We start from the raw sequence: 25,336 nt of genomic DNA on the forward strand, positions 1-25,336 counted from the left end.
TGTGTGTTTCGGGCTATCGAGTGAGGTGAACGTACCTGAGAAATATCCGCGAAATTGGCGCCATTTATCAGTCATTGCCGCGGCTACTTTTCTGCAATCTCGGGCAATCACGAAACCATATTCTGATTGTCGCGATTCACAATTTGTCGCCAATTTCTCTCGCCGCAGGGGCAACCACCGATCATGCACGCGTGTGCCTCCCCGTCGCAGCGTTTCCGCTTCAAAGTTTGTGGCGCGCGAGCAGCCGTGCCCGAGCGCAGTGGAGCGACTCGAATCAGCCGAACACGGTCTCGCTCAGCGGCGCCACCACTGATCACACTGCAAAGTTGACCTCAAAGGCGTTGCTGTGGAACGCATATCTGCGGCATCTCATCTCACGCACTGGGTACCGTCTTCGAGGCCGATCACCACGACAGGTACGGCCCGTCTCGGCGACCCATGACGACCTACTCCCGAAGGCGTGTCTGTGTGATAAACCCAGAACAGAAATATCCGCGGGCTCAGCACCCGGTCATCAAATGCACAGCAACGGCAGCCACCACCCCGGGTAACCACCCTAAAATAGCCTGAACACGCTGTGCCCACGACCCGTCGCAATTCGGTGGGCCGCCGGGTTTGACCGCAAATCATTCGCGATTGTCGACCGCGTTATCGATTCGCGTTTCGCGCCACGCACCGTGACACATATTGCGTTTCGGCAAGGGTTTGCCGACCATGAATACGCCGCCATTATTCGCGCCATCACGCAGCAACACCCGACAACCCCCGCCGGGGCCGTGGGTCCAGAGCCAGTCCGACCCGCGCTGTCGCGTCGGGTGCCCAACGCCGGACCGAGGGCCACCTGGCAACCGCAGATCCATGCGTAAACGCCCCACACTTTGCGTCGCGGATTTCGCTGTCGTCGTAGTCAGCGGCTCCGATTGAGCACATGAGGCGCCTCGGCGGCGTACTCACGTGCCTACGCTCACGCGTGATTCCCGATCCGCAGGTCCTTATGATACTCCTGCATGAGTAGGTTATCCTCATGCTATGAGTAAACGACTGCAGGTTGTGCTTGATTTCGACGAATGGGAGCAGCTGCACCAGATCGCACGCCGGCACCGCACCACCGTCTCGGAGTGGGTTCGCCGCACACTGCGCGAAGCGCGGGAACGCGAACCCGGTGGCGATCTCGACACCAAGTTGCGCACCATCCGCACAGCTGTGCACCATGAGTTCCCGACCGCCGATATTGAGCAGATGCTTGACGAGATCGATCGCGGACAAGCCGCGCTGCCGGAAACATCGCGGTGATCTTCGTCGATTCCAACATTCCCATGTATCTGGTGGGTGCTCCACACCCGCACAAGCTCGACGCGCAGCGTCTGCTCGAGTCCACCCTGGCCACCGGCCAGCGACTGGTCACCGATGCCGAAGTCTTGCAGGAAATCTGTCACCGCTACGTCGCGATCAACCGGCGTGAGGCGATCCAGCCCGCCTTCGATGCCGTCCTCGGGGTGGTCGACGACGTGTTGTCGGTCGCACGCACCGACGTCGAGCACGCCAAGGACACCCTGTTGCGCTATCCGGACTTGTCTGCCCGCGATGCGCTGCACGTCGCGATCATGGATCGCCATAACATCACTGAACTGATGAGCTTTGACCGGGGCTTCGACAGTTACCCGGGGATCAACCGACTGACCTGAACGACACCGACACCGGCACACCACCGGTGGCCGGCCGGGTGCAGCGGCCGTGATCGAATCGACCGTTGCCCGCCGCTACTGGTAGCCAGCCATGTGTTGACCGTCCCGCGCGACGACCACGGACTCGCCAATCGACACGCCGCTTCACACCGCCTCGAGAACAATCGGCCGCATTCGGGGCGGTTGCCGGCGCTCGTAGAGACGACGCCCCACGAGCCGCTGGTGACCCGGTGGCGGTGTCTGGGCGCACCGTCGGCGTCTGCGTGGCTGCCAAGCGATGCGCTGCTATCGGGCACGCCACTTCAGCAGGGTTCGATGCCGTCGCGGCCGGGCAGCAAGACTTCGGTGAGCTGCTGCAGGCGATCATCACCGATCGCGGACATGACGGCCGACGCGTCAATTGGTCACTAACCCGATGAGTCACGGGTGAAACGATGCGTCCCTTGGTGGACTTGTGGCTCGGCGCCCATGATCGAGGCGTTGGTCCCTAAGCACTTGGTCAACGATTGGCCCCGTTCCTGTGAGGGGTGGCTGCCCAGGGTGTGGCCGTGCGTCGTGGCGTGTGCACATGGGTCGACAGGCATTGGGAGGTGCCTGTGGGCCATTGGTAACCCGACGCGACAGCGTCGGACTGGCCCTGGACCCGGTTGTCGGTGTTGCTGTGTGCTGGGGTGAATAATGCTGGCGTATTCGTGCTCGGCAAACCATCGCCTAAACGCAATATGTGTAACGGCGGGTGGCGCGGGAACGCGAATCGATAACGCGGTCGATAATTGCGGGATTCGTCGCGGTGAACCGGGCTGTCGGTGAATATTGACGACGTGTAGGCGAAGATAGTCGGCCTATTTCCCGGTGGTTGCCCGATGCGACGGAGCGCGCCCTACCACAGTGCGTGAGGGGTGCTTCTTGTGCGGGTATTTCTCGTCTCAGCGTTATCGCACAGGGGGTGCGACGTCGTGTGTAGGTCGTCGCGGGCCGCCGGGATGGCACGCGCCCCTTATGCGCCATGGTCCTGGGCAGGCACGACGCTCACATACATTGCGCTACAACATCTTTAGGAGAGCACCCATGGCGCGATCCGGTGATCGGGCCCCTCGTCGTCTGAGCCGCGCCGGTGGGCGCGGGGCCAGACTGCTCGTGAGCAAAAATTCTTGAAGCGGAAACGCTGTGAAGGGTGGAACGCACGCGATCGGTGGGTGCGCCGCGGGGCACAGAAAACCGGGAACGATTGGTGGATCAGATTATCCAAAATGGTTTCTCGTGGGGTGCACACTATTTGTAGAAGCGCACACGTCGCAACGATTGATGAATGGCGCTTATTACCCCGGTATTTCTCAGGTACGTTCAGCTCACTCGACACCCGAAACACTCACGCAAAGGAGATGGTCGTGGACCTCGCAGCCCGCCGCCCCCACATCAGCGCCGGCATCGCTTTGGCCAGCGCCGCCGTCATCGCCGCCGGCCCGATGACCCAGCACCTACCGAAACTCGACGCCGCCCACTATCTCCCGAAGGTGAGCGTGACCGAGATCAACCTCACCGACGCCGCCAGCCCGATGATGGACCTGTTCGCCGGCGTGGAGGACCAGCTGGCCTCGCTGGCCGGCGGGGCTAGCGCGGCCGCCGTGCCCGCGGCCGCCCTCACCGACTTCTTGAACCCCGCCACGCTACCGCTGCCCGTGGCGACGTGGGTCAACGTGTTCCAGAACGCGGGCACAAACCTGCAAACCGTCTTAAGCTCGTGGCAGACTGACCCGTTCCCCATCGCGCGGCAAATGCTCGCCAACTGGGCGCAGTACGGAATTGACTACATCACCCCGTACCACACCGCCGCGATCGGCGCCGCAAAATACTTTGGCACGACCACCAATGTGTCCTTCTGGGGCTACCTTAAATCAGCGTGGAGTGGCTACCTTAGCGGCAATATGATCGCTGCGAAAAACGGCGTCTATAATGCATTTCTCGGGGGGTTAGAACAGCCTGTACTTCTGCCGCTGGAGAAGACCCTGACTTTTATACCTCAGATACCGCAGAACTTTACGAATCTCGTCAATGGATTGGTGGGCATACCGGCCGACGGGGTTACCCCAAGTTCTCTGACGACACTTGGACTATTGGCTGTGGGGATGGGTACTCAGCCTTTCGTGCCTATAGGCACTACGCTTCAAAACATTTCGAATGCGTACAATGCCGGGAACCTACCTGCGATGCTCGGTTATGCGGCCGACTTTCCCGGTGAGCTTGCGAATGCCGTAATCAACTCGAATAACGTGAGTTATGGTATTCTGTCTACGAATCGTGGGCTCCTGAACACGTTCGCGAACATCATCCCTCAAGCGCTTGCCGGGCAGATGGTTGCGCCGAATGCCCAGAACCTCTCGACCGGCGGCAGTCTGGCCGTTTCTGGCCAGCAGCTGGTCAATGCACTGACGACCGGCTGGCCGGACTTGACTCCTGTGATCAACACGACCACCAACGAGTTGACCGCTTGGTTGCAGCAAATCCCGTCGGTAGTTTCGAACTTGCCGACGTTGTTGAGCGGTGCGATCGGAAGCCTCGCCTCTCACATCGGGCTAATCATCGCCAACCTGCTCAAGCTGCTCTAAAACAGGTGCAGTCTTGCCGGACACGGCAGGCGATCGACAACGGCGATTGGCCCCCTTCACACGAAGGGGGCCAATCGGTTTGTGCCGAGTTGTCCGAGATGGGCGCGTTCACCCCGCCCCGCCACGCAACGACCTCACTGCAGCGCCGATGATGCCTGTGTGCTCCTGGTGACGGGAAGATCTCTCCATGGGGCCGACGCCAACCCGAGGCCGTGTCGCGGTCAGGGCTGCTCAGACGCTCACTGCGGTCGGGGGGCACCCTCACTGTGCATCATGATGCGGCGAGGTGATGCTATGATGAGGCGATGCGGACGACGGTGAACATCGACGCGCACCTCTTGGCCGAGGCGAAGGTGGTGGCCGCTCGAACGTCACGATCGCTGGGCGCGGTGCTCGACGACGCGTTACGCGCGCTGCTGCACCGCGACACCACCACCCACCGTGGTCTCGGTCAGTTTCGGTTGCCGGCCCACGGCAACGGAGGGCTTCAGGCCGGTGTCGATTTGGAGGACAAGGAAGCCCTCGCCGACATCGTGGGCGACAATGCTGGTCCTTGATGTCAATGTGTGTGTTTATGCGATCCGCGCTGACAGTGTCGACCATGACGCCTACCGGGCGTGGGTGGAGCATGTGTTGGTGGGTGATGAGCCGGTCGGGATCAGCGAGCTGGTCCTCTCGGGTGTCATCCGGTTGATCACCAATCATCGCGTCTTTCGCCAACCCAGCTCCACCGCCCAGGCGCTCGAGGCCTGCCGCGCTCTGCGCTCGGCACCGGCTGCGCTCGCGTTACGGCCAGGGCCACGGCATTGGGACATCTTCGACTCCCTATGCACCGCGGCCGGGGCCAAGGCCAACACGGTCCCCGACGCCTACCACGCCGCACTAGCCATCGAAAACGGCGCAACCTGGATCACCACCGACCGCGCTATCGCCCGGTTCCCGGGCCTGCGCTGGCGTTTGCCCTTCGACTGACCAACTGATGTTGTGCCGATGCGCCAGCAGCACCAGCGCGCATCGCGGAGAGCTGTGATCGACGCGGTCGCGTAGATCCCACGAAGCGTTTGGGACGTTTGCCCGCCCGCGAGGATCGCCCAATGCAGGACGTGACGGGCCGCACCGGCCAACGTAAGCACCTAATGTCATACACAGTAGTATCGCTGTATGACGATGATCAGTTTCCGGGTCGATGACGCCGATATCGCCGAAGTTGACCGGTGGGCGCAGCGGCTTCATGTCGACCGTTCTGAGCTCCTTCGTGATGCCTTGCGACGCCGCCTCGCCGAGCTGGCGGCTGATCAGGACCTGCACGCCTACGCCGCGCAGCCCGTCACCGATGAGGAACAGGTGCTGGCTCAGATCGCCGAGTGGGGGCCCGCCGAGGACTGGGCCGACTGGGCCGATGCGGCGCGGTGAGCTGTGGTTCGCCGCCACCCCAGGCGGGGACCGACCGGTGCTCGTATTGACCAGAGATCCCGTCGCCGATCGTATCGGCGCTGTGGTGGTCGCCGCGCTCACCCGAACCCGCCGTGGGCTGGTGTCCGAGCTGGGGCTCACCGTGGCCGACGACGGCGTGCCCTCCGACTGCGTAGTCAACTTCGATAACGTGCACACGTTGGCGCGCAGCGCGTTTCGCCGCAAGATCACCCGATTGTCCCCGGCGCGTCTCCACCAAGCCTGCCGCATACTGCGGGCCAGCACCGGGTGCTAGGCCCGCCAACACCAATCGTGATCGGCCCCGATCCGACACCAACACCGACGAGCCGCCTCGCCAACACAGGAGATATCGATAGGGCTCTGTGAGCAGCAACTGGCACGCCGTTGAGACGGCTATGAAGCTGGGCCATGACAAACGCCCAGACGTGGCAGTGGTGGCGAATACCCCAGCTCGCCGATAACACCATCACAATGAGGCCCCGCGCACAATGAGCCCCGCGCTGGTTGGTTCCTTCCGTGTGAGTGACTGTGGCGGAGTCTCACCAGAAGCGGCGCACTGATGACCGGCCAGTCGCGATGTTGATGAGCCAGTGCGGCAGGTCCGGTGTAGCGGTGACGAGCCGGTGAGACGACTCGAGGCACATCACGGGTAGGTTTTCAGTCATGATGCTGCGGATCTCGAATCACGTCTCGGCACTCTCGACGTCATCTACGACAACCTTGAGCTGTTGGCCCCGCCAGTGCATGCCGACACCGATCTTGCGCCTGCGGTAGTGGCGCTTTCTGTCCACGAGGTGACGCGTACCGCGGACCGGTCCGAGCGCCGTGGTGGTGGATCGCCGGATGCGATCTTGGGAAACGCTTGGTAAACGTCGACGGGCCAGCTGCTGGCCAGGCCGTAACGCCAGATCGCCGCGATACGGAATTCGCTGAACTCCATCGCGTACACCACACCGAGGCCGAGTCGACCAGCAGGCTAAAAACTGAACGCATTGTTTAGTCGCATGGACGCTGCTGACCAGCCCGAACCGAGAACAATCGGCCCCCTCCGCCAGATAACTCACGGAGGGGGCCGACCGCCGTTGGCGGTCACCGGCTCGTATCGGCGACCTGTACCGGACTCAGAGGAGCTTGAGAAGGTTGGAGATCAGCAACCCGATGTTGCTGGTCAACCATGCGCCGGCCTGCCCCAGCAGCGATGGAAGATTCGACACGATCGAGGGGATGCTTTGCAGTACCTGCGTCAGTCCAGCGCTAAGGTCGTTGACCACAGGAGTCAAAGATGGCCAGCCATTTTGCAGCTGATTCACAAACCCCTGGAAGGCAGTCGTAAGACCGCCGCTGTTCGTGAAGCCCTTGGTTATGGAGCCGTTCGCAACCTGCACCGCCCCCGGGCCAACCATCGCCTGCGAGAGCTGCGGACCCAACACGTTGAAAGCCCAGTTAAACAGCCCAGTCGGAGTCAGCAACTTAGTTGGGGATGAACTAAGCAAGCCATTGTTACCGTTGATTCCATTGACCAAGGCATTCACCACTGCGCCCGGGGTGTTGATCAGGTTTGAGACCGCCCCGACCGGGTCCCCGGTGGTCCAGCCACTGTAAACAGCTTGGAGGCTAGTGCCCAGAGCCTGTTGCATGACGTTGGGCAGAGCAAGCGCGACATAGACACCAGCGCCCGACAGGAACGGCGAAGCGGGCCCGAACAGATAGTTGGCCGCGCCGTCGAGCACATGCGCCTCATTGGCGAGGATGTTGGGAATGTTTTCGAGCGGCATCCCGATGCTCGTAAACGCATTTCCCCAGAACGCACTGTATAGGGAGCTAATTGCACCCGATATGTTGCCCGCTGCATAATCGTTGAGCGCAATGTTGAGGAGCGGCTGAAAATTCCCAGGGCGCGTCGAGGTAAAGAAGTTGACTGCGTTCTTCGCTGACGTTTGGTACGCCCCGACGTAGATCCCTGCATCCTCGAGCCAGTTTGCCCCGACTTGCTGCAACACGGGGAATGGAAGCTGGCTCCACCTATTAAAAATCGTCTGGATATTGGTGCCTGCCGTCGTGAAGGTGTCAACCCAGGTCTGGATGGGAAGGGGGAGGCCGGTTGAGGCGACGGGGAGCGCGGCCGCTGCTGCACCGCCGGCGAGTGAGGCGAGCTGGTTCTCCACGCCGGCGAAGAGGTCCATCATGCCGCTGGCGGCGTCGGTCAGCTGGATCTCGGACACGTTGACCTGCGGGAGGTGCCGGGCGACGTCGAGTTGGGGTGCGTGCTGGGTCATCGGGGCGGCGGCGATGACCGCCGCGCTGGCCAGCGCCAGGCCGGCGGTGATGTGGGGGCGGCGGGCTGCGAGGTCCACGACCATCTCCTTCGTGTGTGTTCTAGCTGGTGGAATGAGCTGAACGTACCTGAGAATTATGTTGAGTAAATCGCATAAAAAAATGGTGCAATTAGCTGCGGTAACGGGTTTTCACAGCAAAAAAATTGCCTGAAGTGAATCCGGAATTATTATCGTTTTGAAGTGCTTGCTGGGGCCGCCAAACCTGAGGATCTGGTGGCACTTCTCCCGGGTTGGAAGCTGGCGATGCAGGCGGACCGCAAGGCGCCCTACACCATCGACTCCTACCTCCGCGGCACTCGCTACTACCTCACGTGGTGCGAGGCCGAGCAGATGACCGCCCCCCTCACGAGGTCGGTGCTTCAGCGATGGATCAGTCACCTTCTGGAGTCGGGCGCCGAACCGGCGACCGCGCGCAGCCGCCAGCAGGCCGTCCGCCGCTTCGCCGCATGGCTGGTCGATGAGGGGCAGATCGAGCAGAACCCCTTTCTGGGCCTCAAGCCGCCAAAGCTCGATACCAAGGTCGTCGAGCGCCTGAGCGACGAAGAGCTGCGCCTCATCATCAGGGCGTGCGCCGGCGAGGAACTCCACGACCGCCGTGACGAGGCCTGCCTGCGGCTGCTCGTGGAGACCGGGATGCGCGCTGGCGAACTCCTGGCACTGACTGTGCACGACGTCGATCTCGCGAGGCGCGTGGTCACAATCCGTAAAGGCAAGGGCGGCAGGGGCCGTCATGTCCCCTTTCAAGCACAAACCAGCGCAGCCATTGGCCGCTACCTGCGCGTGCGCCAACGCCACCGCCTCAGCGACACACCGGCGTTGTGGCTGACAGAAACGGGCGGCCGGACTCGGTTGGGATACGCAGGCCTGCGGAACGCGCTGTTGGCGCGCGCCACACAGGCCGGCGTCGAAGGCTTTCATATACATAGGCTCCGGCACACTTTCGCCAGTCGGTATTTGTCCGCCGGGGGCAGTGAGGGCTCCCTGATGCAAGTGGCCGGCTGGCGCACCCGGCAGATGGTGGATCGTTACAGCCGAGACACCGCCGCTGAACGGGCCATCAACGAGACGCGACGGTTGCGGCTCGGCGACCTGTGAAACAACCCACCACTAAGCCGCTCGAATAGTTCCCGAGCAGCGCCCCGCACGACGGGCCACGGCCGCTTCGGCACCACCCATCGAGGCTGGCGCGCTGAGTTCCCGCTGAGGCGCCCCTTTCGGGCGCGCAACGATTCGCCCTGGTCAGGCGGAGAATTGATATGGCCGCTGTTATCGCGAAGCGCACCCTCGGCGGTTTTTCTAGCCATGCTCAGGCCGTCGCGCGTCTGAGGAACATCGGTTTCGCCGCTATCGCCAAAGCCGTCGGGCGAAGTGAACAAAGAGCTTGCGGAAACGAACTCGCACGAACGCCGCGCCAGCAGATGATCGCGGTTGCCGACGGCTGCCGACGAATCAACCAGCCGCTCAACAACTTCCGAGCATTGCACCGATCCAACCCCGCCGTGCGGCGAGCCCCCGAGCAACACACGAGCAGTACCCGGATAGGCCGACCTCTTCCGGATTTCTCAGGAGCTGGGCGGTCGGCTCATCTCCCGTCCGCCACCGGGCCCTTTTTCGACCGAGGCACCACCGAATCGCTTCCCCGCCGCCCCTTTTTTCAGGCTTTTGTCCCGACGAGTTATTGCGGCGGCAAGCCGCGGGGCGACGTACCGCTCGGGGCGAGTTGTCGCAGCAAATGGAGTAACTCGGGCATATAAGCAGGCAGGCGCCTATCTCAAGCGAAAATCAGTTAACCACAACGCGATAGCCCTTGCTACTCGTGAGTACTTTCACACTGAACTATTTGGGCGACGAACTCGATTTGCTATCTAACATGAGTCAAACAGGTTACCTGCACGTATCGGGAACTCCACGGTTTGCGAACATAGCGCTTCCCAAAGCGATCGCGCAATGCTTAACCAAATGGTCACGGGCTTAGGTTCTTCTCAGGTACGTTCAGCTCACTCGATACCCGAAACACACACGAAGGAGATGGTCGTGGACCTCGCAGCCCGCCGCCCCCACATCACGGCCGGAGTCGCCCTGGCCAGCGCCGCCGTCATCGCCGCCGGCCCGATGACCCAGCACCTACCGAAATTCGATGTCGCGCAACACCTGCCCGAGGTGAGCGTGACCGAGATCAACCTCACCGACGCCGCCAACGGGATGATGGACCTGTTCTCCGGCGTGGAGAACGAACTCGCCTCGTTGGCGAGCGGCGGAGCGGCTGCGGCTGCGGTGCCCGCGGCAGCCCTCACCGACTTCATCAACCCCGCCGCGCTACCACTGCCCGTCGCAACCTGGGTCAACACCTTCCAGGCGGCCGGGACCAACCTCCAAACACTTTTCAACCAGGCCTCAGCAATTCCCTTCCCACTGGCGCAGCAGGTCGCGGCGAACATCTTGGGGTACGGGACGACGGAGTATATACAGCCATTTCAAAACGCCGCCACGGCCGCGGTAAATTACTTCACGGGCACCAATAAGACCACTTACTTCCAGCCGCTCATCGCGGCCGCGATGAACGCGTGGGCCACCGGACACATTCAAACGGCGGTCACAAGCCTCTACCGCGCGTTCTATTATGAGCCTATCTTCCAGATCGGCGAACCACTGTTTCCGATTCTGAAGATTCCCGGACAAATGATGCAGAACGTCACGGACGCAACCAACTGGCTGTTTACCACAGGACTTTCGTCGATCGTGACCTCCGGAGTCCTTCAGGTCCCATCCACGGGATCGAGTGCGTTGGGTGGTGCCCTCCAAGCCGTCTACAACTCGTTCACGTCAGGAGACCCGATAGGGGGAGTGACGAATGCCCTCAACATCCCCGGCACGGTCATCAACCAGATGCTCAACGGGCTCTCGACAAAGCCGGGGTACATTTTGGGCCTTATCAGCTCCGCTCCTAGTGGCATCACAACTTTTAACGCAAGCCCGGTTCAAGACTTCCTTGTGTCCTATCCCCGAGCGCTTGCTTCTTTGATCGCCAACAAAGGCTCACAGAACATCGTGGGGGGCGGCAGCCTGGCGACCGCGTTCCAGACGTTCGCGAACCAGCTAGTGAACGGCTGGCCCTCCTTGAGTCCCGTCGTTAATGATCTCAGCGCGGGGCTGACTTCGCTTCTCCAAAATATCCCATCGGTTCTGTCGAACCTTCCGTCCACGCTGGGCAACCTTGCTGGAACGATCGCAACCCAGATCGGGTCGTGGGTCGCGTGGATTCTCAAGATGCTCTGAGGGCAGTGGCGATTCACCGCCACGTCAACTGATCACTCAGTGATTGGCCCCCCTCTTTTGGGAGGGGGGCCAATTGATTGTCGGCGATCGGCGGCCACGTTCGGCAGGGCCCGTGTGGGCGTTCGAGCATCCGAAGAAGGTTGACGATTAATGGCGAGGCCCGTGCCCCCTATCTACACCGGATTCCGGACACGGGCCTCGCGACGATGCGCGCTAATTTCTTCATGTGTGGTGTGGGTCGGGCCCCCTTTCTTGTGGAAGGGGGCCCGACCGTTTGCTCCGTTCGCGTGTCGTCGCGACTGCTGTTGGCGACGCTAAATGACCCGTCCCGGCGCGTCCGGAGGCTCCCGATCTTGGGAGGATCTGAGTCATGGGACGTGTCAGCAAGTACCCCGACGAGCTTCGTGAGCGGGCGGTGCGCATGGTCGCCGAGGTGCGCCCGCAATACCCGTCGCAGTGGGCGGCGATCACCGCGGTCGCGGGCATGTTGGGGATCGGAACCCCGGAGACGTTGCGGACCTGGATCCGGCGCTCGGAAGTCGATACCGGCCAGCGTCCCGGTGTGACGACACAGATGGCCGAGGAGAACAAGGCGCTGCGCAAGGAGATCGCCGAGCTGCGTCGGGCCAATGAGATCTTGAAAGCAGCGGCGATTTTCTTCGGGGCCGAGCTCGACCGGCCCGGGAGACGGTGATCCGGTTCATCGCCGAACACAAGGACCACCAGGTGGTCGGCCCCGACGGCGGGGCCGGGCTGCGCTGGGGTGTCGAGCCCATGTGTGCCGTGCTCTCCGCGCATGGGGTGCCGATCAGCCCGTCAACCTACTACGAGTGGATCGCCAAGACCCCGACACGTCGTCAGGTCCGTGACGCCGAGCTGGTCGAGATCATCACCGCGGCACGGGAAGACACGAAGAAGGGCCGGTTCGTCCAGACGCTGGGGTCACGCAAGTTGTGGATCTGGCTACGCGCCCAGGGCCACGATGTCGCCCGCTGCACGGTGGAGCGGATCATGCGCGAACAGGCGTGGGAGGGTGCACGGTACGGGTCCAAGCACAAGACCACCATCGCCGACGACAACCACGTCAGGTATCCGGATCTGGTGGACCGTCGGTTCTACGCCCCGGCGCCAAATCGGTTGTGGGTGGCCGACTTTACGTATGTGGCGATGTGGACGGGGTTCGTCTACGTGGCGTTCGTCATCGACGCCTACAGTCGCCGGATCGTGGGCTGGCGGGCGGCCAGGTCGATGACCACTGATCTGGTCCTCGACGCCGTCGAGCACGCATTCTGCACCCCCGCACCCAGGACGGCACCAGCCTGCGCGGGCTTATCGCGCACAGCGACGCCGGCAGCCAATACACCTCGGTGGCGTTCACCCAACGCCTCATCGACGAAGGCGTGGACCCCTCGGTCGGCTCGGTCGGCGACGCCCTGGACAACGCACTGGCCGAGACCACCGTAGGGTCGTTCAAGAACGAAGTCATCCGCCGGCAAGGCCCCTGGCGTGACGTCAACCAGGTCGAGCTGGCCACCGCCGAATGGGTCGTGTGGTTCAACACCGAGCGACCGCACGAGTACCTCGACGACTTCACCCCCGAGACCGTCGAGAAGCTCCATTACCATCACAAACGCACCCCACCAAAGGCGGGGTGATTCAACTAATGCAGTCTCCGGACGCGCCGGGACGGGTCACACCGCCCAACGGCCCGAGATCGCTTGGCGCCAGATCGCGGCGATGCGCAATTTCTTTGTTCATGAATACTTCAACCTCGACCACGCCGTGGTCGAAGATGTCATCATCAATGACCTCGACCCCTTAAACACCGCCGTGAGTGGGCTGCTGGACATCACCGACGAGGACTCCGGTCCCAACCAGTAAGCCATCCACGGCCTAAGCCCACCGGCGCGGGCCTCATCGTGAAGGCATAATCGGCGAGGTGACGTATTCGCCACCACTGCCAACCTCGGGACGTCGGTCATATCCCAGTCTCACGGCCCGCGGCCAAGTCCACGGGCCTGGTGTACGCCGAGTTTGAGAACCACGGCGTCGGCGGCCACGAACGTGTAGGGGCTAGGGGCCGGCATCGAGGGGTCGCGTGCGAAACGCCTCGACGGCGCCGTCGAGTTCCTTGTGTTGACGACGGTCGAAAACTAGGCCAGGAGCGACGGTGAAAAGTAGGCCACGTGGTCGTGGTTATTGTGCCGTGTTGTCGGCTCTGGCGGAGGGCAAGGTGTCGATTCCGGTGTCCTTGAGGCGGTAGCTGGAGCCTTTGAGGGTCAGGACGTCGGCGTGGTGGACGATGCGGTCGATCATGGCTGCGGCTACCACTTGATCTCCGAACACGTCACCCCAGCGGGCGAAGGGCAGGTTGGAGGTCAAGATCAGCGAGGCGTGCTCGTAGCGGCTGGAGACCAGTTGGAAGAACAGGTTCGCGGCGTCCTGTTCGAAGGGGATGTAGCCGACCTCGTCGACGACGAGCAGCCCGATGCGGCGCAGCTTGGCCAGCTCGGCCGGTAGTCGCCCGGCGTTGTGGGCGGCTTTGAGCCGGGCGACCCAGTCCACCGCGGTGGCGAACGCGATTCGGTGCCCGGCCTGTGCGGACTTGATCGCCAACCCGATCGCGAGGTGGGTCTTGCCAGTGCCCGCCGTTATCGCGGGTTCGGGGGTGAGAGTGCCGCGTTCTGCCTGTTCAGGACGTTGTTGCGATCGATGCGACGTTTGGTGAGGGGTGGATGCCACGGCGGGCCAGTTCGCGTCGTAGGTCGAGGTTCTCGCCGTGTGCTCGTTCGAGGGCGTCGCGGAGGGCTTGTAGTTGCTGGCGGTGTTGTTTCTTGAGTTCGGCGATCTGGCGGGTCAGGGTGATGACCAGGGTGCTGTCGGTGTCGACGGGCTGGTCGGCAGATGCTTTGCGGCGGGTGCCGCGCAGGTGCTCGATGCGTGTGCGCAGTTCGGGGTGGTTGTAGAGGAAGGCGTGGGAGACGCTTGCTTCGCGTTGCACGGCTTGGAACGTGATCGGGTCGCCGCGTTTGATGAGTCGGCGGATAGCCTGTTCGGCGTCTCGGGTTTTGTTCTGCGACTTGACTTTCGCTGCTTGGGTGAGGGCGGTGATGCGGCGTTGTCGGGAGTCGGTCATGGGCTTCTCCTGCGGTGGGCGGTCAGGTCGAGCGTCAGCGGGATGGGTCCGGTGCTGGCTCGATGACACCGGGCTGTCGCGCCGTGGGCTGCGGAGTCGGGCACGTCGTCCAGGGCGGCCAGGAGTTTGGTAAGCGCGGAGTGTTCGGCGCGGCGGCGAATCAGCCAGACGTTGTCGTCGGGCATGGGGTGGCCGTGTCGTTGCTCGAATTCTGTTGTGGCCCGGTCGATCAGCTTGGTAGTTTCGCGGAGTTGGCGCTGCAGGACGTCTCGGTGGGTGTGGTCGGTGACGAATACCGAGCAGGTCAGGCAGGCGTTGCCTTTGTCGCAGGATTGCAGCGGTGGCAGCATGCACCACCCGTTGGGCAGGAACCGGTCTGCGCGGCGGAACAGGTGCAGACTGTCGTGGTCGTCGCTGCTGAGTTGGATGCGGGTGCCGTCGGATCGCAGCTTGGCGGTGGCCAGGAACGCCTGCTCGGCGTGTTCGTCGCGGGCGGCGATGTAGTGCATCGTCATGGTGGGGGTGGCGTGCCCGGCGTAGCGCTGCAGCACGTGGATCGGTAGCCCGAGTTCGGCCAGCCGGGTCAGTCGGGTGTGGCGGAATCGGTGGGTGTGGCTCAACCGCACGACCTGGCCCTTGGCGTCGGTGATCTGAACGAGGTCGCTGAGGGTGCGCAGCACCCAGTTGTAGGTGCCCGATGGATAGGGTTTGTCGCCGCGGCGGTTGCCCAGACGCCGGGCGAACAGATACCGCCTGTTGCTGTCGAGGTAGTGGGTGTGCAGCCAACGGTGTTGTTCGGCAATGACTTCGGTGACCTCGTCGTCAACGAGGATGGTGTCGAGTGCGACGTCGATCTTGCTTTGTGCGTAGCGGAACCGGGTCAGTGTGTGGTCCTCGCCCGCGGCTGTGGTGGTGGGTGCAGCCGAAAGGCAGTCGAAGTCGCAGGTGCGGATTTCGCTGGCTCGTCGTCCGGTGAGGATCTGCAGCAGGATCATCCGCATTGCTTGCGGGTCGTCGAGTCCGTTGGCGGTGATGGTGGTTCCGTCGCCGCGGGTGATGGTCATCTGCTCGGTGCGCGGCAATCCGATCAGCGGCAGCGCGGCGGTGATCTGCGCGAGTGCGTGGTCGTCGATGTAGTTCGCGTCGTTGAAACCGCGTTGATGCGGTATCCGGGTGACCCGGCCGAACCAGCTGGAGGCGTGAGCGGTGGTGACCCTGTGCCAGGGCTCGATGCCGAGAATGCGGCGAGCCTCGCCGGGGTTGGCGGCAATGAAGTCCAGGAGACCGGCCACCGCTCGCAGGTCGTCGTTGATTCCTCGGATCGGCACGGTTCGTCCGAGGTGGCGGGTGTCGGATTGGCGGGTGACCCGGTTGGCGGCCACGGCGGTCCACCGTGCGAATGCCGCCGCCTGTTCGACCGCGCTCGTCGGGTCGCCCAGGATCTCGGTGGGGTCATCGAAGCTGGCGGTCAGCCAGTTGTCGAACCGGCGGAAGCTGCGCATGCGTTCCTGGCTGACGCTGGTCCAGCGCAGCGCCCCGGATTCGAGCATGGTGCCCAGGTGCCACTTCACCGCGGCCCGCAGCCACGGCAGTTGGATGTCTCCGGGCGAGCAGCCGTAGTTGGCGACTGGTTCACGATCGGTCAGTGGGATCCGCGGATCGCAGCGCGGGTGCCAGAAGTCCAGCTGCCACCACGGGCCGTCGTGGCTGGCGGCGATCAGGGCGTGGCGAGCGAAGCCGAACAGTGCGTGCACCCGGCCCCGGCCTCGGGGTGAGGGCAGTCGCTTGCCCCGGCTGAGATAGAACCAGCTCTGCAACGTCGCGGCGGCGTCGTAATCCATCGCCCGGATCGATGACGGGGTATCGCGGCCCGCGGTGACGGCCCGTCGAATCATGTTGGCCAGCTGGGCCATCGCCAACACCGAGACGCGGGTGCCGTCGCTGGCCTGCCAGTGCGCCATCCACGCCAGTTCCGCGGCGATCGGGTCGGGTAATCCGCTCAGATCCAGATGCGGCCAATCGTTCTCGGTGATCGAAGCCCAGTTGGGGATGCCTGGCCCGAGGACGGGGCCGCGCCACTGTGCCGGCAGCTCGTCCCAGAGCCGCCAGATCGGATCGAGATGCTCGGCACTGTGCAGCCGCAGGTGGCCGTGCTCGTCGATCATTCGACCACCTGCCAACTGCTGGCGTAGGACGCCCAGTTGGCTGCTGCTCGCAGGGCTTCGTCGTCGCGGACCCAGCCGTAGAGATCCAGCGTGGTCTGCACATGAGCGTGACCAAGACGCCGGGAGACCACCCATTCCGGTGTTCCGGCGAGCAACAAGGCGGTGGCATGGGTGTGGCGGAACCAATGCGGCGTCCACCCGGGTGGCCCGATACAGCGCCGTCGCAGCGCGGCCACTTTCTCCCGGACCGTCGTCTCCCGCAATGCGGCCAACAACGGTGGTCGGGACACATTCACCAGTAGCGGCGACGTGTCCGTAAGAGCAATGCCGGATTCAGCTGCTCGGCAGGCGATATCGGTGAGATAGTCGGCGAACAGCCGCTCGAGGTCGGCCCCGACATAGATTCGTCGCGGTCGCATCATCTTCACCCGCGCCCCGTTGGGATTATCGGCCCGCGGCACGATCTGCACATACGCGGTGTCCCCGCGGCCGAGCACGAACTCGCCGATCCGCAGGCCCAGGGCCTCCCCGAGTCGCATGCCGGTTTCGGCCAGCAGGGCGAACACGAACCGATCGCGCAGGTTTCCCTGCCACGAACCGGACTCGGCATCGAAAGCCGCGCAGCCATCCAGGATCCCCTGGATCTGCTCGGGCAGCAGCAACGGTGGTCTGTCGCGGCGGCGGTCGCGGCGCACCCGCACCAGCGATGACGCCGCCGGGGCCGACCGCGCATCCAGATGCGCCAACAAGCCCCGGGCCGGCCGACGCCGCGGTGTTCCTCGAAGCAGCCGTCCCGCCACCACCACACCGGACACCGCGTCATGCCAGCGGTAGAACGAAATCAACGCGGCCAGGCGGACTTCCAGAGTTGCCGCACTCGGTGCCTGGTCCGACTCAGCCAGCCGGTGCTCAATAGTGCGGCCGTTGCGTTGCCAAGACAGAAACGCCGTGAGAGCCGGGACACCGACATCACACCAGGAGTCAGTCTGCCCGCGCTGCTCCAGGAAGGTCCACCACTGCGCCAACGAGGTCGCATACCCGCGCACCGTGTTCGGCGACCACAGGTGCCGGTGGGCTTCTATCCACTCCTCGACGGGACCGACCGTTGCGAAGTCCTCGCCGAGCACAGTCCAGGTCCGCTGCCCTCCCACAGGAGACACTGCCACCGGATACGCCATCGTTGCCGTTCCTTCACGTTGAAGAACACCCGCCGATAAACCGGCAACAACGATGACTCGCCCAGCATCAACCCCCTTGTCGCATACATAGATTCGAGCGTGTTGCTACCCGTTGATAACCGGCGGGCCGAGCAGCACCACGTTGCGGGCCTTGGCCAGGAACGCCCCGGTACCCAGATGAGCGACCATGTCCCGGTTGAGTGCGGGTTGATGATCGAAGTTGAAGTCCTCCAACGATTTGCGGGTCGGGAATCCTGCCGATCGGATCCGGGTCGCCGCGCCGGAGGCTTCGCGGGCGGCGACCTCCCGCGAGAGCACGGCCGCCAAATACTCCTCATGGCTCCAGCCGCCGTCGCGGGCCTGCTCGGCTAGGCGGGCGGCGGACTCGCGGATGCGCGGCGCCTTGAGTGCTTGGGCGTAGTGCAGGACGGATTTGATGGGGTCTTCGGCCATGATCAGGCCACCTCCCCATCGGAACTGGTTATGGCGGTGGTGAAGTCCACGCCGAAGGCGCGGTCGTAGTCGGCCAGATCACGCACCAGGTGATCACCCGCCGTCGGCGGTGGGCCGGCGGCTTGGAACTGCTGGCGCAACGCCGCAGCAGCCGCCACGTGGACGGGGTCGGTGAGGGTTTGTCGTGCAGCCCAGCAGCGGTCGTGGACCGCCAGCAGGTGCCCGGCTCGGCTCACCGTCACCTGGGCCAGGGTGGTGCTCACCTCGACGAGCTGGCCGATCGCGCTCGGGTCCACCGAGTAGTCATTGCCGGCCACCCGCACGTAGTAGTCGCGGCCCAGCCGCACCGAGGTCACCGTCTGCACGACCGGCGCCACCGGAGGCAGGGTCAGCATCTGGGCTCGGTCGGCATCGAGGAAGTCGATCGGAAGACCATCGAGGACTCGCACCCGGCGACGGTTGGCCGTGGGAAGCCATTGCTGCAGTTGATGATTGAAGTCCGCAGGTGACGAGAAGGTGCGCCCGGGCAGGAACGAAGTCTCCAGATATCGGTTGGCTCGCTCCACCATCCCCTTGGATTCGGGGTCATAGGGTTTGAGTTGCACCAACCGCGACCCGACAGTGCCCATCAAGGCAGTGACCGGATCGGTCAACCGGCCCCGGCGGCCGATCCCGGCCTCATTGTCCCACCACAACTCATGCGGCACCGCGGTGAAACTGCCCGCAAGCAGCTGCCACATCCCGGCGACCAGATCCATGGTCTGGCGCGAGGGCAGCATCACCGCGGCGATGAACCGGGAGAACGCGGCCACCATCACCAGCACCGGCAGCATCGCCTCCTGGCCGAACCCGACCGGAATCTTGGGTGCGGGGAACCACAGGTCGCACTGAATCACCTGCCCCGGGGGATGCTCGAGGCGGTCGACCGGATCAGCAGGCAAGTACTCCGGGCGGATCGCCCGCACCCGCTCCCGTAAACCAGGAGATCGACCCCGTCCAGCCGACCCGCTCGGCGAGCACCGTGGCCGGCAGTTGCGGATAGGTCGACAACAAGGCCCGGATCCGTGGCTCCACTGCGTCGATCGCCGACGGCACCGAGGTGCGCTCGTACTTCGGCGGACCATCACTGGCCACCGCGGCCGCCACGGTGTCACGCGCGATGCCGAGTTGTCGTGCGATGGCCCGCTGCGACAAACCCTCGCTGCGGTGAAGATGCCTGATCAACGCCCAGTCTTCCAAGGAGATCACCCAATCCAATCTGATCGGGTGGCCTACTTTTCAACCGTCGCAACTGGCCGGGTTTTCAACCGTCGTCAACACCTTGGCCATCACCGACATCTGCAACTTGGACAACGACGTGATGCCCAACGTCTCGACGAGCTTGTCCATCCGTCGCGTCGACACCCCGAGCAGATGGAAGGTGGCCACCACCGTGCTCAGGGCCCGCTGGGCGCGTTCGCCGTTCCGCAAGCCGGTCCGGGAAGTAGCAGCCGTGATGCAGCGTGGGGATCGCCAAACCCGATGACCCTGCGCGGGTGTCGAACTGGCGGTGCCGGTAGCCGTTGCGGGAGTTGATGTGCTCGGCGCTGCGTTGGCCGTAGCCGGCGCCGCACAGGGCATCGGCTTCAACACCCATCAAGGTGTGGATGGACCGACCAAAGTTACTCGAGCAAAAGGAATCGACGCGATGACCACCGCCCACGATATCGATCTGTCTGCTGTCTTGGCCGAACGACGCACCACCACCAGCCCCGATGTGCTGCGGCAGCTGCTGGCCTCTCGAAGAATCACGCGATGGCCTCCAACTATGCGGCCACGACACGCCGCCCTTTAGTAACAGGGACGGCTCCTACCCCACCCTGCTGGACGCAACCCGGGGTGTTGTTGGGCAACGACCGATACCGGCGCAGCGTGGGGGGTGCGGTTAGTCACGCGGGGATGATCGCGACATCGTAGGCCGAGAACTGCGTGTCGGCGGTCAGGATGGTCAGGTCAAGCTGCTGGGCCTGGGCGATGAGCAGCCGGTCGAACGGATCGCGATGGTGATCGGGGAGCTCGGCGGTGCGCAGTGCGTGCCCAGGGTCGACCGGCAGCGCAAACGTCGCCGACCGGCGCATCCGATCGGGCACATATAACCCCGGCGAGTCAGGCAGCGCGAGCTTGCCGAGCCGGTATTTGATCGCGATCTCCCAGGCGCTGGCAGCCGAGAAGAAAAGGGTGGTGCGGACGTCCTCGACGAGGATGCGGGTGTCCTCGCGTAGCCGGTCAGGATCGGACTGGATCCACAGCCACACATGGGTGTCCAGCAGATAGCGTGTCACCGGTGAAAGTCGTGCAGGACATCGTCGGGCAACGGGGCGTCGAAATCATCAGGCACGGTATACACGCCGTGGTCGATGCCTAAGCGACGGACTTCCCGAGGGCGAAACGGTACCAGCTTGGCCACGGGCTCACCGCCGCGGGCGATCTCGATTTCCTGCCCGCTATCGACTAGCCGCAATAGCTCTGACATGCGCGTCTTGGCCTCGTGGACACCCACCCTCAGTGCAATAGACTTAGTCATGAACTTAGTCTACCGCCAGCGCTAATATTTCGACAGAACAGTAGACGACACCGGGCGGCACTGACCGCCAACGGCACGAAGACGAAGAATCACACGGATGCCGTAACAAATCCGGGGTCGGCCAACTCGCCGGAACCGCCCAGTTGGAGCGTCGGGAGTCGCACTGACCTATCAATGTCGCGGCGGGTCGGCCATCAACTGCACCAGTCTGGTGAGATTCCGCCCTGGTGCTCGTCGCGAAAGCGGCGATCCGCGGTGACGACCACCCGCGGCTGGTCGTCTGCGACCGCGACGATCTGTGCGTCGGTCGAGGTGTTTCACCTCGGGAAGCTCGCCGGTGTGCACGGCGTGGTGGCCAGACTGGATGAGTACGCGGGCGAGCCCCTAGGGTAGCTGGGCATCGATGAGGACCTTCACGCGGCGCCGAGCGGAACCACGCGATGCCCCCCGGTGGCCATAGCGCCGAACTCCACCGCGGCCAGCAGGTCATCGCGCTGCAACTCGGGATAGTCGGCCAGCACGTCCTCAATCGTCATGCCCGAGGAGAGCAGTTCGAGCAGAAAGTGCACCGGATAGCGCAGACCACGCACCGTGGGCTGACCATGGCACACCGCCTGGTCCACAGTGATCCGCCCCAACCGCGCCATGCGCCAAGGGTACCCGCGCGACTACCAAATCCCGCCGACAGCACACATCGCGGCCGCACAGGAGGGCCGCCGGGTGAGGCAAGACCCGGGGTTTGGTCAACTGCGGGCGTGGTCGGCGGATGTTGCTGTGTGGGAGCGCCAACAATGGTCGCGCAGAAATAGTCGGCAAATTATTTACAAACAGTTGTCCTTTTTGGGCTCCTTGATGCTCCGAGCGCCGCCATAAATTATGGGCTCGTGAATGGTCTCACCGGCCTTCAAAGTGCATGGGCGGCCGGCGATGGGCTGGGCGTGCTGACCAATGCGCTCAACGTCCCGGGCGCGGTGTTCAACGGACTGGTTAACGGGAACCCGGCAACAGGCAAAAGCACAGGTTTTCTTAATGGCCTGCTCAGCTTCCAGAGTTGCAATCAGTTTGGTACCTGCAACTTCTCCGGCTTGGCAAGCCGTTTCTTCGACAGCATTTTGCAGAGTGCCGCGAAAAGCATTGTAGCTCCTGGTGCCACGAACGTTATGCAGGGCGGCAGCCTGCAAGGCGCAATTCAGAACTTCGGGAACCAACTCCTCAATGGTTGGCCGTCGCTTGCCCCGCTGGAAAACACCCTCGCGTCGAACCTGACGTCACTGCTACAAAACCTTCCATCGATCGTTTCGAACATCCCGTCGATGTTGGGTAACATCGCGACCCAGGTTGGCGCGTTCCTGATGAGCCTCCTCAGGTTCCTCTAAACCTGGCAGAGGCCTGCCGACTCGGCAGGTGATCGTTATCCAGCCATTGGCCCCCTTCTCGTACAGGAAGGGGGCCAATGGTCTATGCGACGCCGCGACGTGGCCATGGGTCCACTGTTCGCCGCCGTTGTGGACACCTCAGTGTTCTGACCAATATGCCGCCGGGCCGGGGCACGTGCGATCCGCGCATCGCGTCAGGTGCCCAGCGCCCCACCGGCGCCCGCCAACGCCTGCAAACCCCTGCGCACACACCACGATGCACGGCCACATACGGGGCATCCAGGTGATAGGTAACCGCGAGTGCCCGTCAAGGTCGGCGGATGGGCCGATCGCGGGTGATTTTGGGTGCCATCAACCAATGCGATGAACCGACGAAGTCGTCCGGAAGGCAGCCAGTCCGCCCGCAACACCACATAAGCAGAGCTGGGTAGTGGGCTTTAAGCCATTAATCGAAGGGAGGACGCCAACGCAGGCCGGGAAACCGGCCGAATCCGCGGTCGTTGGTAATCCAGGTCGCGCCGTTCTCGATCGCCAGCGCGGCGTGATACGCGTCGGCGACCGTGTTGCCTTTGGCCCCGACTTTGGTGCACAAGGAGTCGAAGATGTCCCAATGCCGTGGCCCCGGGCGCAGCGCCACGGCAGCGGGTGCGGATCGAAGAGCGCGGCAGGCATCCAGGGCCTGGGCCGTCGAGCTGGGCTGACGAAAGACGCGATGATTGGTGAGCAACCGGATGACACTGGAGAGCACCAGCTCGCTGATCCCGACCGGCTCGTCGGCCGCCAGAGCACCGTGAACCCACTCGTAATACGCCGCGTGGTCGACGCTGTCCTGGCGGATCGCGTAGACGCAGACGTTCACATCAAGGAGCAGCATTGTCACCCAAGACTTCGGCCAGGGCATCCTTGTCCTGCAAATCGATGCCGGCCCGAAGCCCGCCGCTGCCGTGTGCAGGTAGTCGAAACTGCCTGGCCGGGCGCCGCTCGGTGTCACGGTGAAGCATGGCGCGCAACGCGTCGTCCACCACCTCGCCAAGGGATCGCGACGTTCTGGCGGCCAGAACCTTGGCCTCCGCGAGCAGGTTGTCGTCAATATTCACCGTCGTCCGCATCCCGGCATCATAGCATCACTCCGTCGCATCATGATGCGTGCTTCGCCGAAGCCGTCGACGAGCAATTGGAGCCGATGTCACTTAGCGGGTCGGCAAGCCTCGACACGCTCTTCGCAGCGATCCCGATCGTCGGTCGTGTCCCGGCGAGCGCGGCCGGTCGGTGTGCGCCCCTGGATCGACCTGGGCACGCTGCAGTCGCACCCCCAACTCCGCTCTCGGCGCGCAGCGCGAGATGACCCGCACGAACAATCGGCCCCCTTCGGGCGAAGGGGGCCGATTGTAGTCATCGATTGCTTGCCGGCTGGCGAGCAATCGCCGGACTCAGAGCAACTTGAGGAGGTTGGTGATCAACAGCCCGATGTGGGAGGCAAGGCTCCCGAGCGCGCCGCTCAACAACGTCGGCAAATTAGACAGGACCGACGGGATGTTTTGCAGGAAGGCAGTCAATTCGCTGCTGACGGTGTTGACCACAGGAGTGAAGTCCGGCCAACCAGTTTGTAAGGCGCTCAGGAGGTTCTGGCCGGCGACCGCGAGACTCCCGCCGGTCGAGAGGTTCTGGGCCCCAGGTGCAACGATTACCTTCGCCAAGCTGGCGGGAACCTGGTTGAAAAGCACATTGAGCACCCCGGTGTGGGGAGAGAAAATGCCATATGAGCCGTTCTGTCCATTGAGAATACTGCCGGCAATTACACCGGGGACATCTGCCATGTTAGTAAGCATCGCCGGCAGGTTGCCGGCGTTGTACGCATCCGAGATGTTTTGAAAGGTTTGGTCTAGTGCCTGTCTAGGCGCGAAACCCAAAGCTAACGTGCCGAGGAAGGTCAGAGTATTGGACTGTCCAATGGGGACTGTGCCAACTAATTGATTAGTAAGTGAGGTCAAGTTTTGCGGTATGTCGGGCAACCACGTTAGAGTCTTCTCAAGCGGAAGCCCCACTGACGACAATAGAGAAATGCCCAGGGCCCGATCTAGTGTTGATAGTGCGCTGGCTATATTGCCTTGCTGGTACAGGGTCCACGACTGCGAAAGAAGCCCCCAGAAGGTCGAAGGCTTGGTTGAACCGAAGTAAGTAACGGCCCCCTTTGCAGCACTTTTGTATGGCGTGATGTAGTCGATTCCGTACTGGGCCCAGTTCGCGAGGACTTGCTGCGCGATTGGGAAGGGGTCGTTCTCCCAAATGTTGAAAACCGTCTGCAGCCCGGAACCGGCCGTTGTGAAATCGTCAATCCACGTCTGCAATGGGTTAACGACGACCACGGCTGCTGGCACCGCGGCCGCACTTGGCCCGCTTGCCAGCGATGCGAGCTGATTTTCCACCCCGGCGAACAGGTCCATCATGCTTTCGCTGGCGTCGGTGAGGTTGATATCGGTCACGCTGACCTTGGGGAGGTGTTGGGCGACATCGAGTTTGGGTAGGTGCTGGGTCATCGGGCCGGCGGCGATGACGGCGGCGCTGGCCAGGGCGATGCCGGCGCTGAGGTGGGGGCGGCGGGCTGCGAGGTCCACGACCATCTCCTTCGTGTGTGTTTCGGGTGTCGAGTGAGCTGAACGTACCTGAGAAATACCGGCCCAATAGACGCCGTTCATTGGCCATTGTGGCGCGTTACCGTTCCGAAATACCCGGCGTGTGTGGAGACGATATTCTCAATATCCCGATCCTCAACTCGAACTCCGACTTATCCCGGAATCGGAGCATCTATTAGAGGTGCTCGTACTGTTTATGTTCACGTGGCGGCGCTGGTCATCGCTTTGGCGTGCGACCGGTGGGGCCATTGCAAACCTCGGCCGGCTCGATCGGCCAGATCGTGGTTTCGATCAACGGCTCGCAAGACCGCGGATGTCGCGAGTGGTTTCCCAAAGGTGTTGCTATGCAACATGTCAGCGTTACTCTACCTGCCACGGCAGGCGCCTTCTCCGGGCACGGCAACAGGATCGACCCGTCGGCCTTCTTCACGCACACAGTTCCCACGCGGGTGCGCGCTAATGCGATAAGGCCCTTGACGACAACTATCTACAGGC

Annotated in this window: 21 protein-coding genes and 5 pseudogenes; 12 read left to right on the top strand and 14 right to left on the bottom strand. The window is 63.2% G+C overall.

The features are described from left to right. Nucleotides 1-1,029 precede the first annotated feature (1,029 nt). From BST11_RS09740 to BST11_RS09770, 7 genes are all read left to right on the top strand, one after another. Nucleotides 1,030-1,293, top strand: a complete 264-nt coding sequence (locus BST11_RS09740) for an antitoxin (RefSeq protein ID WP_083137743.1) — start codon at nucleotides 1,030-1,032, stop codon at nucleotides 1,291-1,293. Next, complete coding sequence (locus tag BST11_RS09745; RefSeq protein ID WP_083137744.1) at nucleotides 1,290-1,685, top strand: type II toxin-antitoxin system VapC family toxin; 396 nt, start codon at nucleotides 1,290-1,292, stop codon at nucleotides 1,683-1,685. The genes BST11_RS09740 and BST11_RS09745 overlap by 4 nt, the downstream gene beginning before the upstream one ends. A 1,388-nt stretch (nucleotides 1,686-3,073) precedes the next feature. Further along, nucleotides 3,074-4,291 carry a hypothetical protein gene (locus BST11_RS09750; protein ID WP_142276272.1) on the top strand — a complete coding sequence of 406 codons (1,218 nt, stop codon included), beginning with the start codon at nucleotides 3,074-3,076 and terminating at the stop codon, nucleotides 4,289-4,291. Between the two features lie 305 nt (nucleotides 4,292-4,596). Then, on the top strand, nucleotides 4,597-4,848 hold the full coding sequence (locus BST11_RS09755; RefSeq protein WP_083137747.1) for a hypothetical protein: 252 nt from the start codon (nucleotides 4,597-4,599) through the stop codon (nucleotides 4,846-4,848). Continuing rightward, nucleotides 4,835-5,263 carry a type II toxin-antitoxin system VapC family toxin gene (locus BST11_RS09760; RefSeq protein ID WP_083137748.1) on the top strand — a complete coding sequence of 143 codons (429 nt, stop codon included), beginning with the start codon at nucleotides 4,835-4,837 and terminating at the stop codon, nucleotides 5,261-5,263. Before BST11_RS09755 ends, BST11_RS09760 begins: the two co-directional genes overlap by 14 nt. 195 nt (nucleotides 5,264-5,458) lie before the next feature. Then, complete coding sequence (locus tag BST11_RS09765) at nucleotides 5,459-5,704, top strand: ribbon-helix-helix protein, CopG family (RefSeq protein WP_142276283.1); 246 nt, start codon at nucleotides 5,459-5,461, stop codon at nucleotides 5,702-5,704. Then, the gene (locus tag BST11_RS09770) at nucleotides 5,691-5,999 is read left to right on the top strand and encodes a type II toxin-antitoxin system PemK/MazF family toxin (protein ID WP_083137752.1); all 309 of its coding nucleotides are present in this window, start codon (nucleotides 5,691-5,693) and stop codon (nucleotides 5,997-5,999) included. The genes BST11_RS09765 and BST11_RS09770 overlap by 14 nt, the downstream gene beginning before the upstream one ends. A gap of 847 nt (nucleotides 6,000-6,846) precedes the next feature. On the opposite strand, the gene BST11_RS09775 is transcribed toward BST11_RS09770, so the two are convergent. Further along, nucleotides 6,847-8,079 (bottom strand): hypothetical protein, encoded by a 1,233-nt coding sequence (locus BST11_RS09775; protein WP_142276273.1) that lies wholly within the window; start codon nucleotides 8,077-8,079, stop codon nucleotides 6,847-6,849. Nucleotides 8,080-8,241: 162 nt separating this feature from the next. On the opposite strand from BST11_RS09775, the gene BST11_RS09780 reads away from it, so the two are divergent. The 4 genes and pseudogenes from BST11_RS09780 to BST11_RS27925 all read left to right on the top strand — a co-directional run bounded on the left by BST11_RS09780 (nucleotide 8,242) and on the right by BST11_RS27925 (nucleotide 13,218). Continuing rightward, entirely contained in the window at nucleotides 8,242-9,156 is a 915-nt protein-coding gene (locus tag BST11_RS09780; protein ID WP_244897599.1) for a tyrosine-type recombinase/integrase, read from the top strand. 939 nt (nucleotides 9,157-10,095) lie between these two features. After that, entirely contained in the window at nucleotides 10,096-11,337 is a 1,242-nt protein-coding gene (locus BST11_RS09785) for a hypothetical protein (protein WP_142276274.1), read from the top strand. Nucleotides 11,338-11,707: 370 nt separating this feature from the next. Beyond that, a pseudogene (locus tag BST11_RS09790) lies at nucleotides 11,708-12,992 on the top strand (IS3 family transposase). Between the two features lie 82 nt (nucleotides 12,993-13,074). Next, on the top strand, nucleotides 13,075-13,218 hold the full coding sequence (locus BST11_RS27925) for a HepT-like ribonuclease domain-containing protein (protein ID WP_169834897.1): 144 nt from the start codon (nucleotides 13,075-13,077) through the stop codon (nucleotides 13,216-13,218). A gap of 315 nt (nucleotides 13,219-13,533) precedes the next feature. On the opposite strand, the pseudogene BST11_RS09800 reads toward BST11_RS27925, so the two are convergent. The 10 genes and pseudogenes from BST11_RS09800 to BST11_RS09845 all read right to left on the bottom strand — a co-directional run. Beyond that, nucleotides 13,534-13,983: pseudogene (locus BST11_RS09800) on the bottom strand (ATP-binding protein); the annotation flags it as partial. A 46-nt stretch (nucleotides 13,984-14,029) separates the two neighbouring features. After that, on the bottom strand, nucleotides 14,030-14,473 hold the full coding sequence (locus BST11_RS09805) for a DUF6262 family protein (protein WP_083137758.1): 444 nt from the start codon (nucleotides 14,471-14,473) through the stop codon (nucleotides 14,030-14,032). Next, nucleotides 14,470-16,638: a tyrosine-type recombinase/integrase gene (locus BST11_RS09810; RefSeq protein WP_083137760.1), complete on the bottom strand. Its 2,169-nt coding sequence runs from the start codon at nucleotides 16,636-16,638 to the stop codon at nucleotides 14,470-14,472. The genes BST11_RS09805 and BST11_RS09810 overlap by 4 nt, the downstream gene beginning before the upstream one ends. Beyond that, a complete protein-coding gene (locus BST11_RS09815) occupies nucleotides 16,635-17,816 on the bottom strand; it encodes a tyrosine-type recombinase/integrase (protein ID WP_083137761.1) in 1,182 nt (393 codons plus the stop codon). The genes BST11_RS09810 and BST11_RS09815 overlap by 4 nt, the downstream gene beginning before the upstream one ends. A gap of 120 nt (nucleotides 17,817-17,936) precedes the next feature. Further along, a pseudogene (locus tag BST11_RS09820) lies at nucleotides 17,937-18,269 on the bottom strand (ATP-binding protein); the annotation flags it as partial. A gap of 2 nt (nucleotides 18,270-18,271) precedes the next feature. Then, nucleotides 18,272-19,517 (bottom strand): annotated as a pseudogene (istA, locus tag BST11_RS09825) (IS21 family transposase). A 66-nt stretch (nucleotides 19,518-19,583) separates the two neighbouring features. Beyond that, a pseudogene (locus BST11_RS09830) lies at nucleotides 19,584-19,917 on the bottom strand (transposase); the annotation flags it as partial. A 280-nt stretch (nucleotides 19,918-20,197) separates the two neighbouring features. After that, on the bottom strand, nucleotides 20,198-20,590 hold the full coding sequence (locus BST11_RS09835; protein WP_083137764.1) for a type II toxin-antitoxin system VapC family toxin: 393 nt from the start codon (nucleotides 20,588-20,590) through the stop codon (nucleotides 20,198-20,200). After that, on the bottom strand, nucleotides 20,587-20,832 hold the full coding sequence (locus tag BST11_RS09840; RefSeq protein ID WP_083137766.1) for a type II toxin-antitoxin system Phd/YefM family antitoxin: 246 nt from the start codon (nucleotides 20,830-20,832) through the stop codon (nucleotides 20,587-20,589). The genes BST11_RS09835 and BST11_RS09840 overlap by 4 nt, the downstream gene beginning before the upstream one ends. Before the next feature lie 413 nt (nucleotides 20,833-21,245). After that, nucleotides 21,246-21,479, bottom strand: coding sequence for a DUF433 domain-containing protein (locus BST11_RS09845; RefSeq protein ID WP_083137767.1), 234 nt, complete (start codon nucleotides 21,477-21,479; stop codon nucleotides 21,246-21,248). A 237-nt stretch (nucleotides 21,480-21,716) separates the two neighbouring features. Between BST11_RS09845 and BST11_RS27095 the strand changes: the two genes are divergently transcribed. Beyond that, nucleotides 21,717-22,208: a hypothetical protein gene (locus BST11_RS27095; protein WP_142276276.1), complete on the top strand. Its 492-nt coding sequence runs from the start codon at nucleotides 21,717-21,719 to the stop codon at nucleotides 22,206-22,208. 445 nt (nucleotides 22,209-22,653) lie between these two features. On the opposite strand, the gene BST11_RS09855 is transcribed toward BST11_RS27095, so the two are convergent. The 3 genes from BST11_RS09855 to BST11_RS09865 form a co-directional block, all read right to left on the bottom strand. Then, nucleotides 22,654-23,082 carry a type II toxin-antitoxin system VapC family toxin gene (locus BST11_RS09855; protein WP_083137838.1) on the bottom strand — a complete coding sequence of 143 codons (429 nt, stop codon included), beginning with the start codon at nucleotides 23,080-23,082 and terminating at the stop codon, nucleotides 22,654-22,656. Beyond that, complete coding sequence (locus tag BST11_RS09860; protein ID WP_083137771.1) at nucleotides 23,069-23,317, bottom strand: type II toxin-antitoxin system VapB family antitoxin; 249 nt, start codon at nucleotides 23,315-23,317, stop codon at nucleotides 23,069-23,071. Before BST11_RS09860 ends, BST11_RS09855 begins: the two co-directional genes overlap by 14 nt. 321 nt (nucleotides 23,318-23,638) lie before the next feature. Continuing rightward, a complete protein-coding gene (locus BST11_RS09865) occupies nucleotides 23,639-24,823 on the bottom strand; it encodes a hypothetical protein (protein WP_142276277.1) in 1,185 nt (394 codons plus the stop codon). Nucleotides 24,824-25,336 lie beyond the last annotated feature (513 nt).

The sequence above is a fragment of the Mycobacterium alsense genome (assembly GCF_002086635.1).
GTDB lineage: Bacteria > Actinomycetota > Actinomycetes > Mycobacteriales > Mycobacteriaceae > Mycobacterium > Mycobacterium alsense.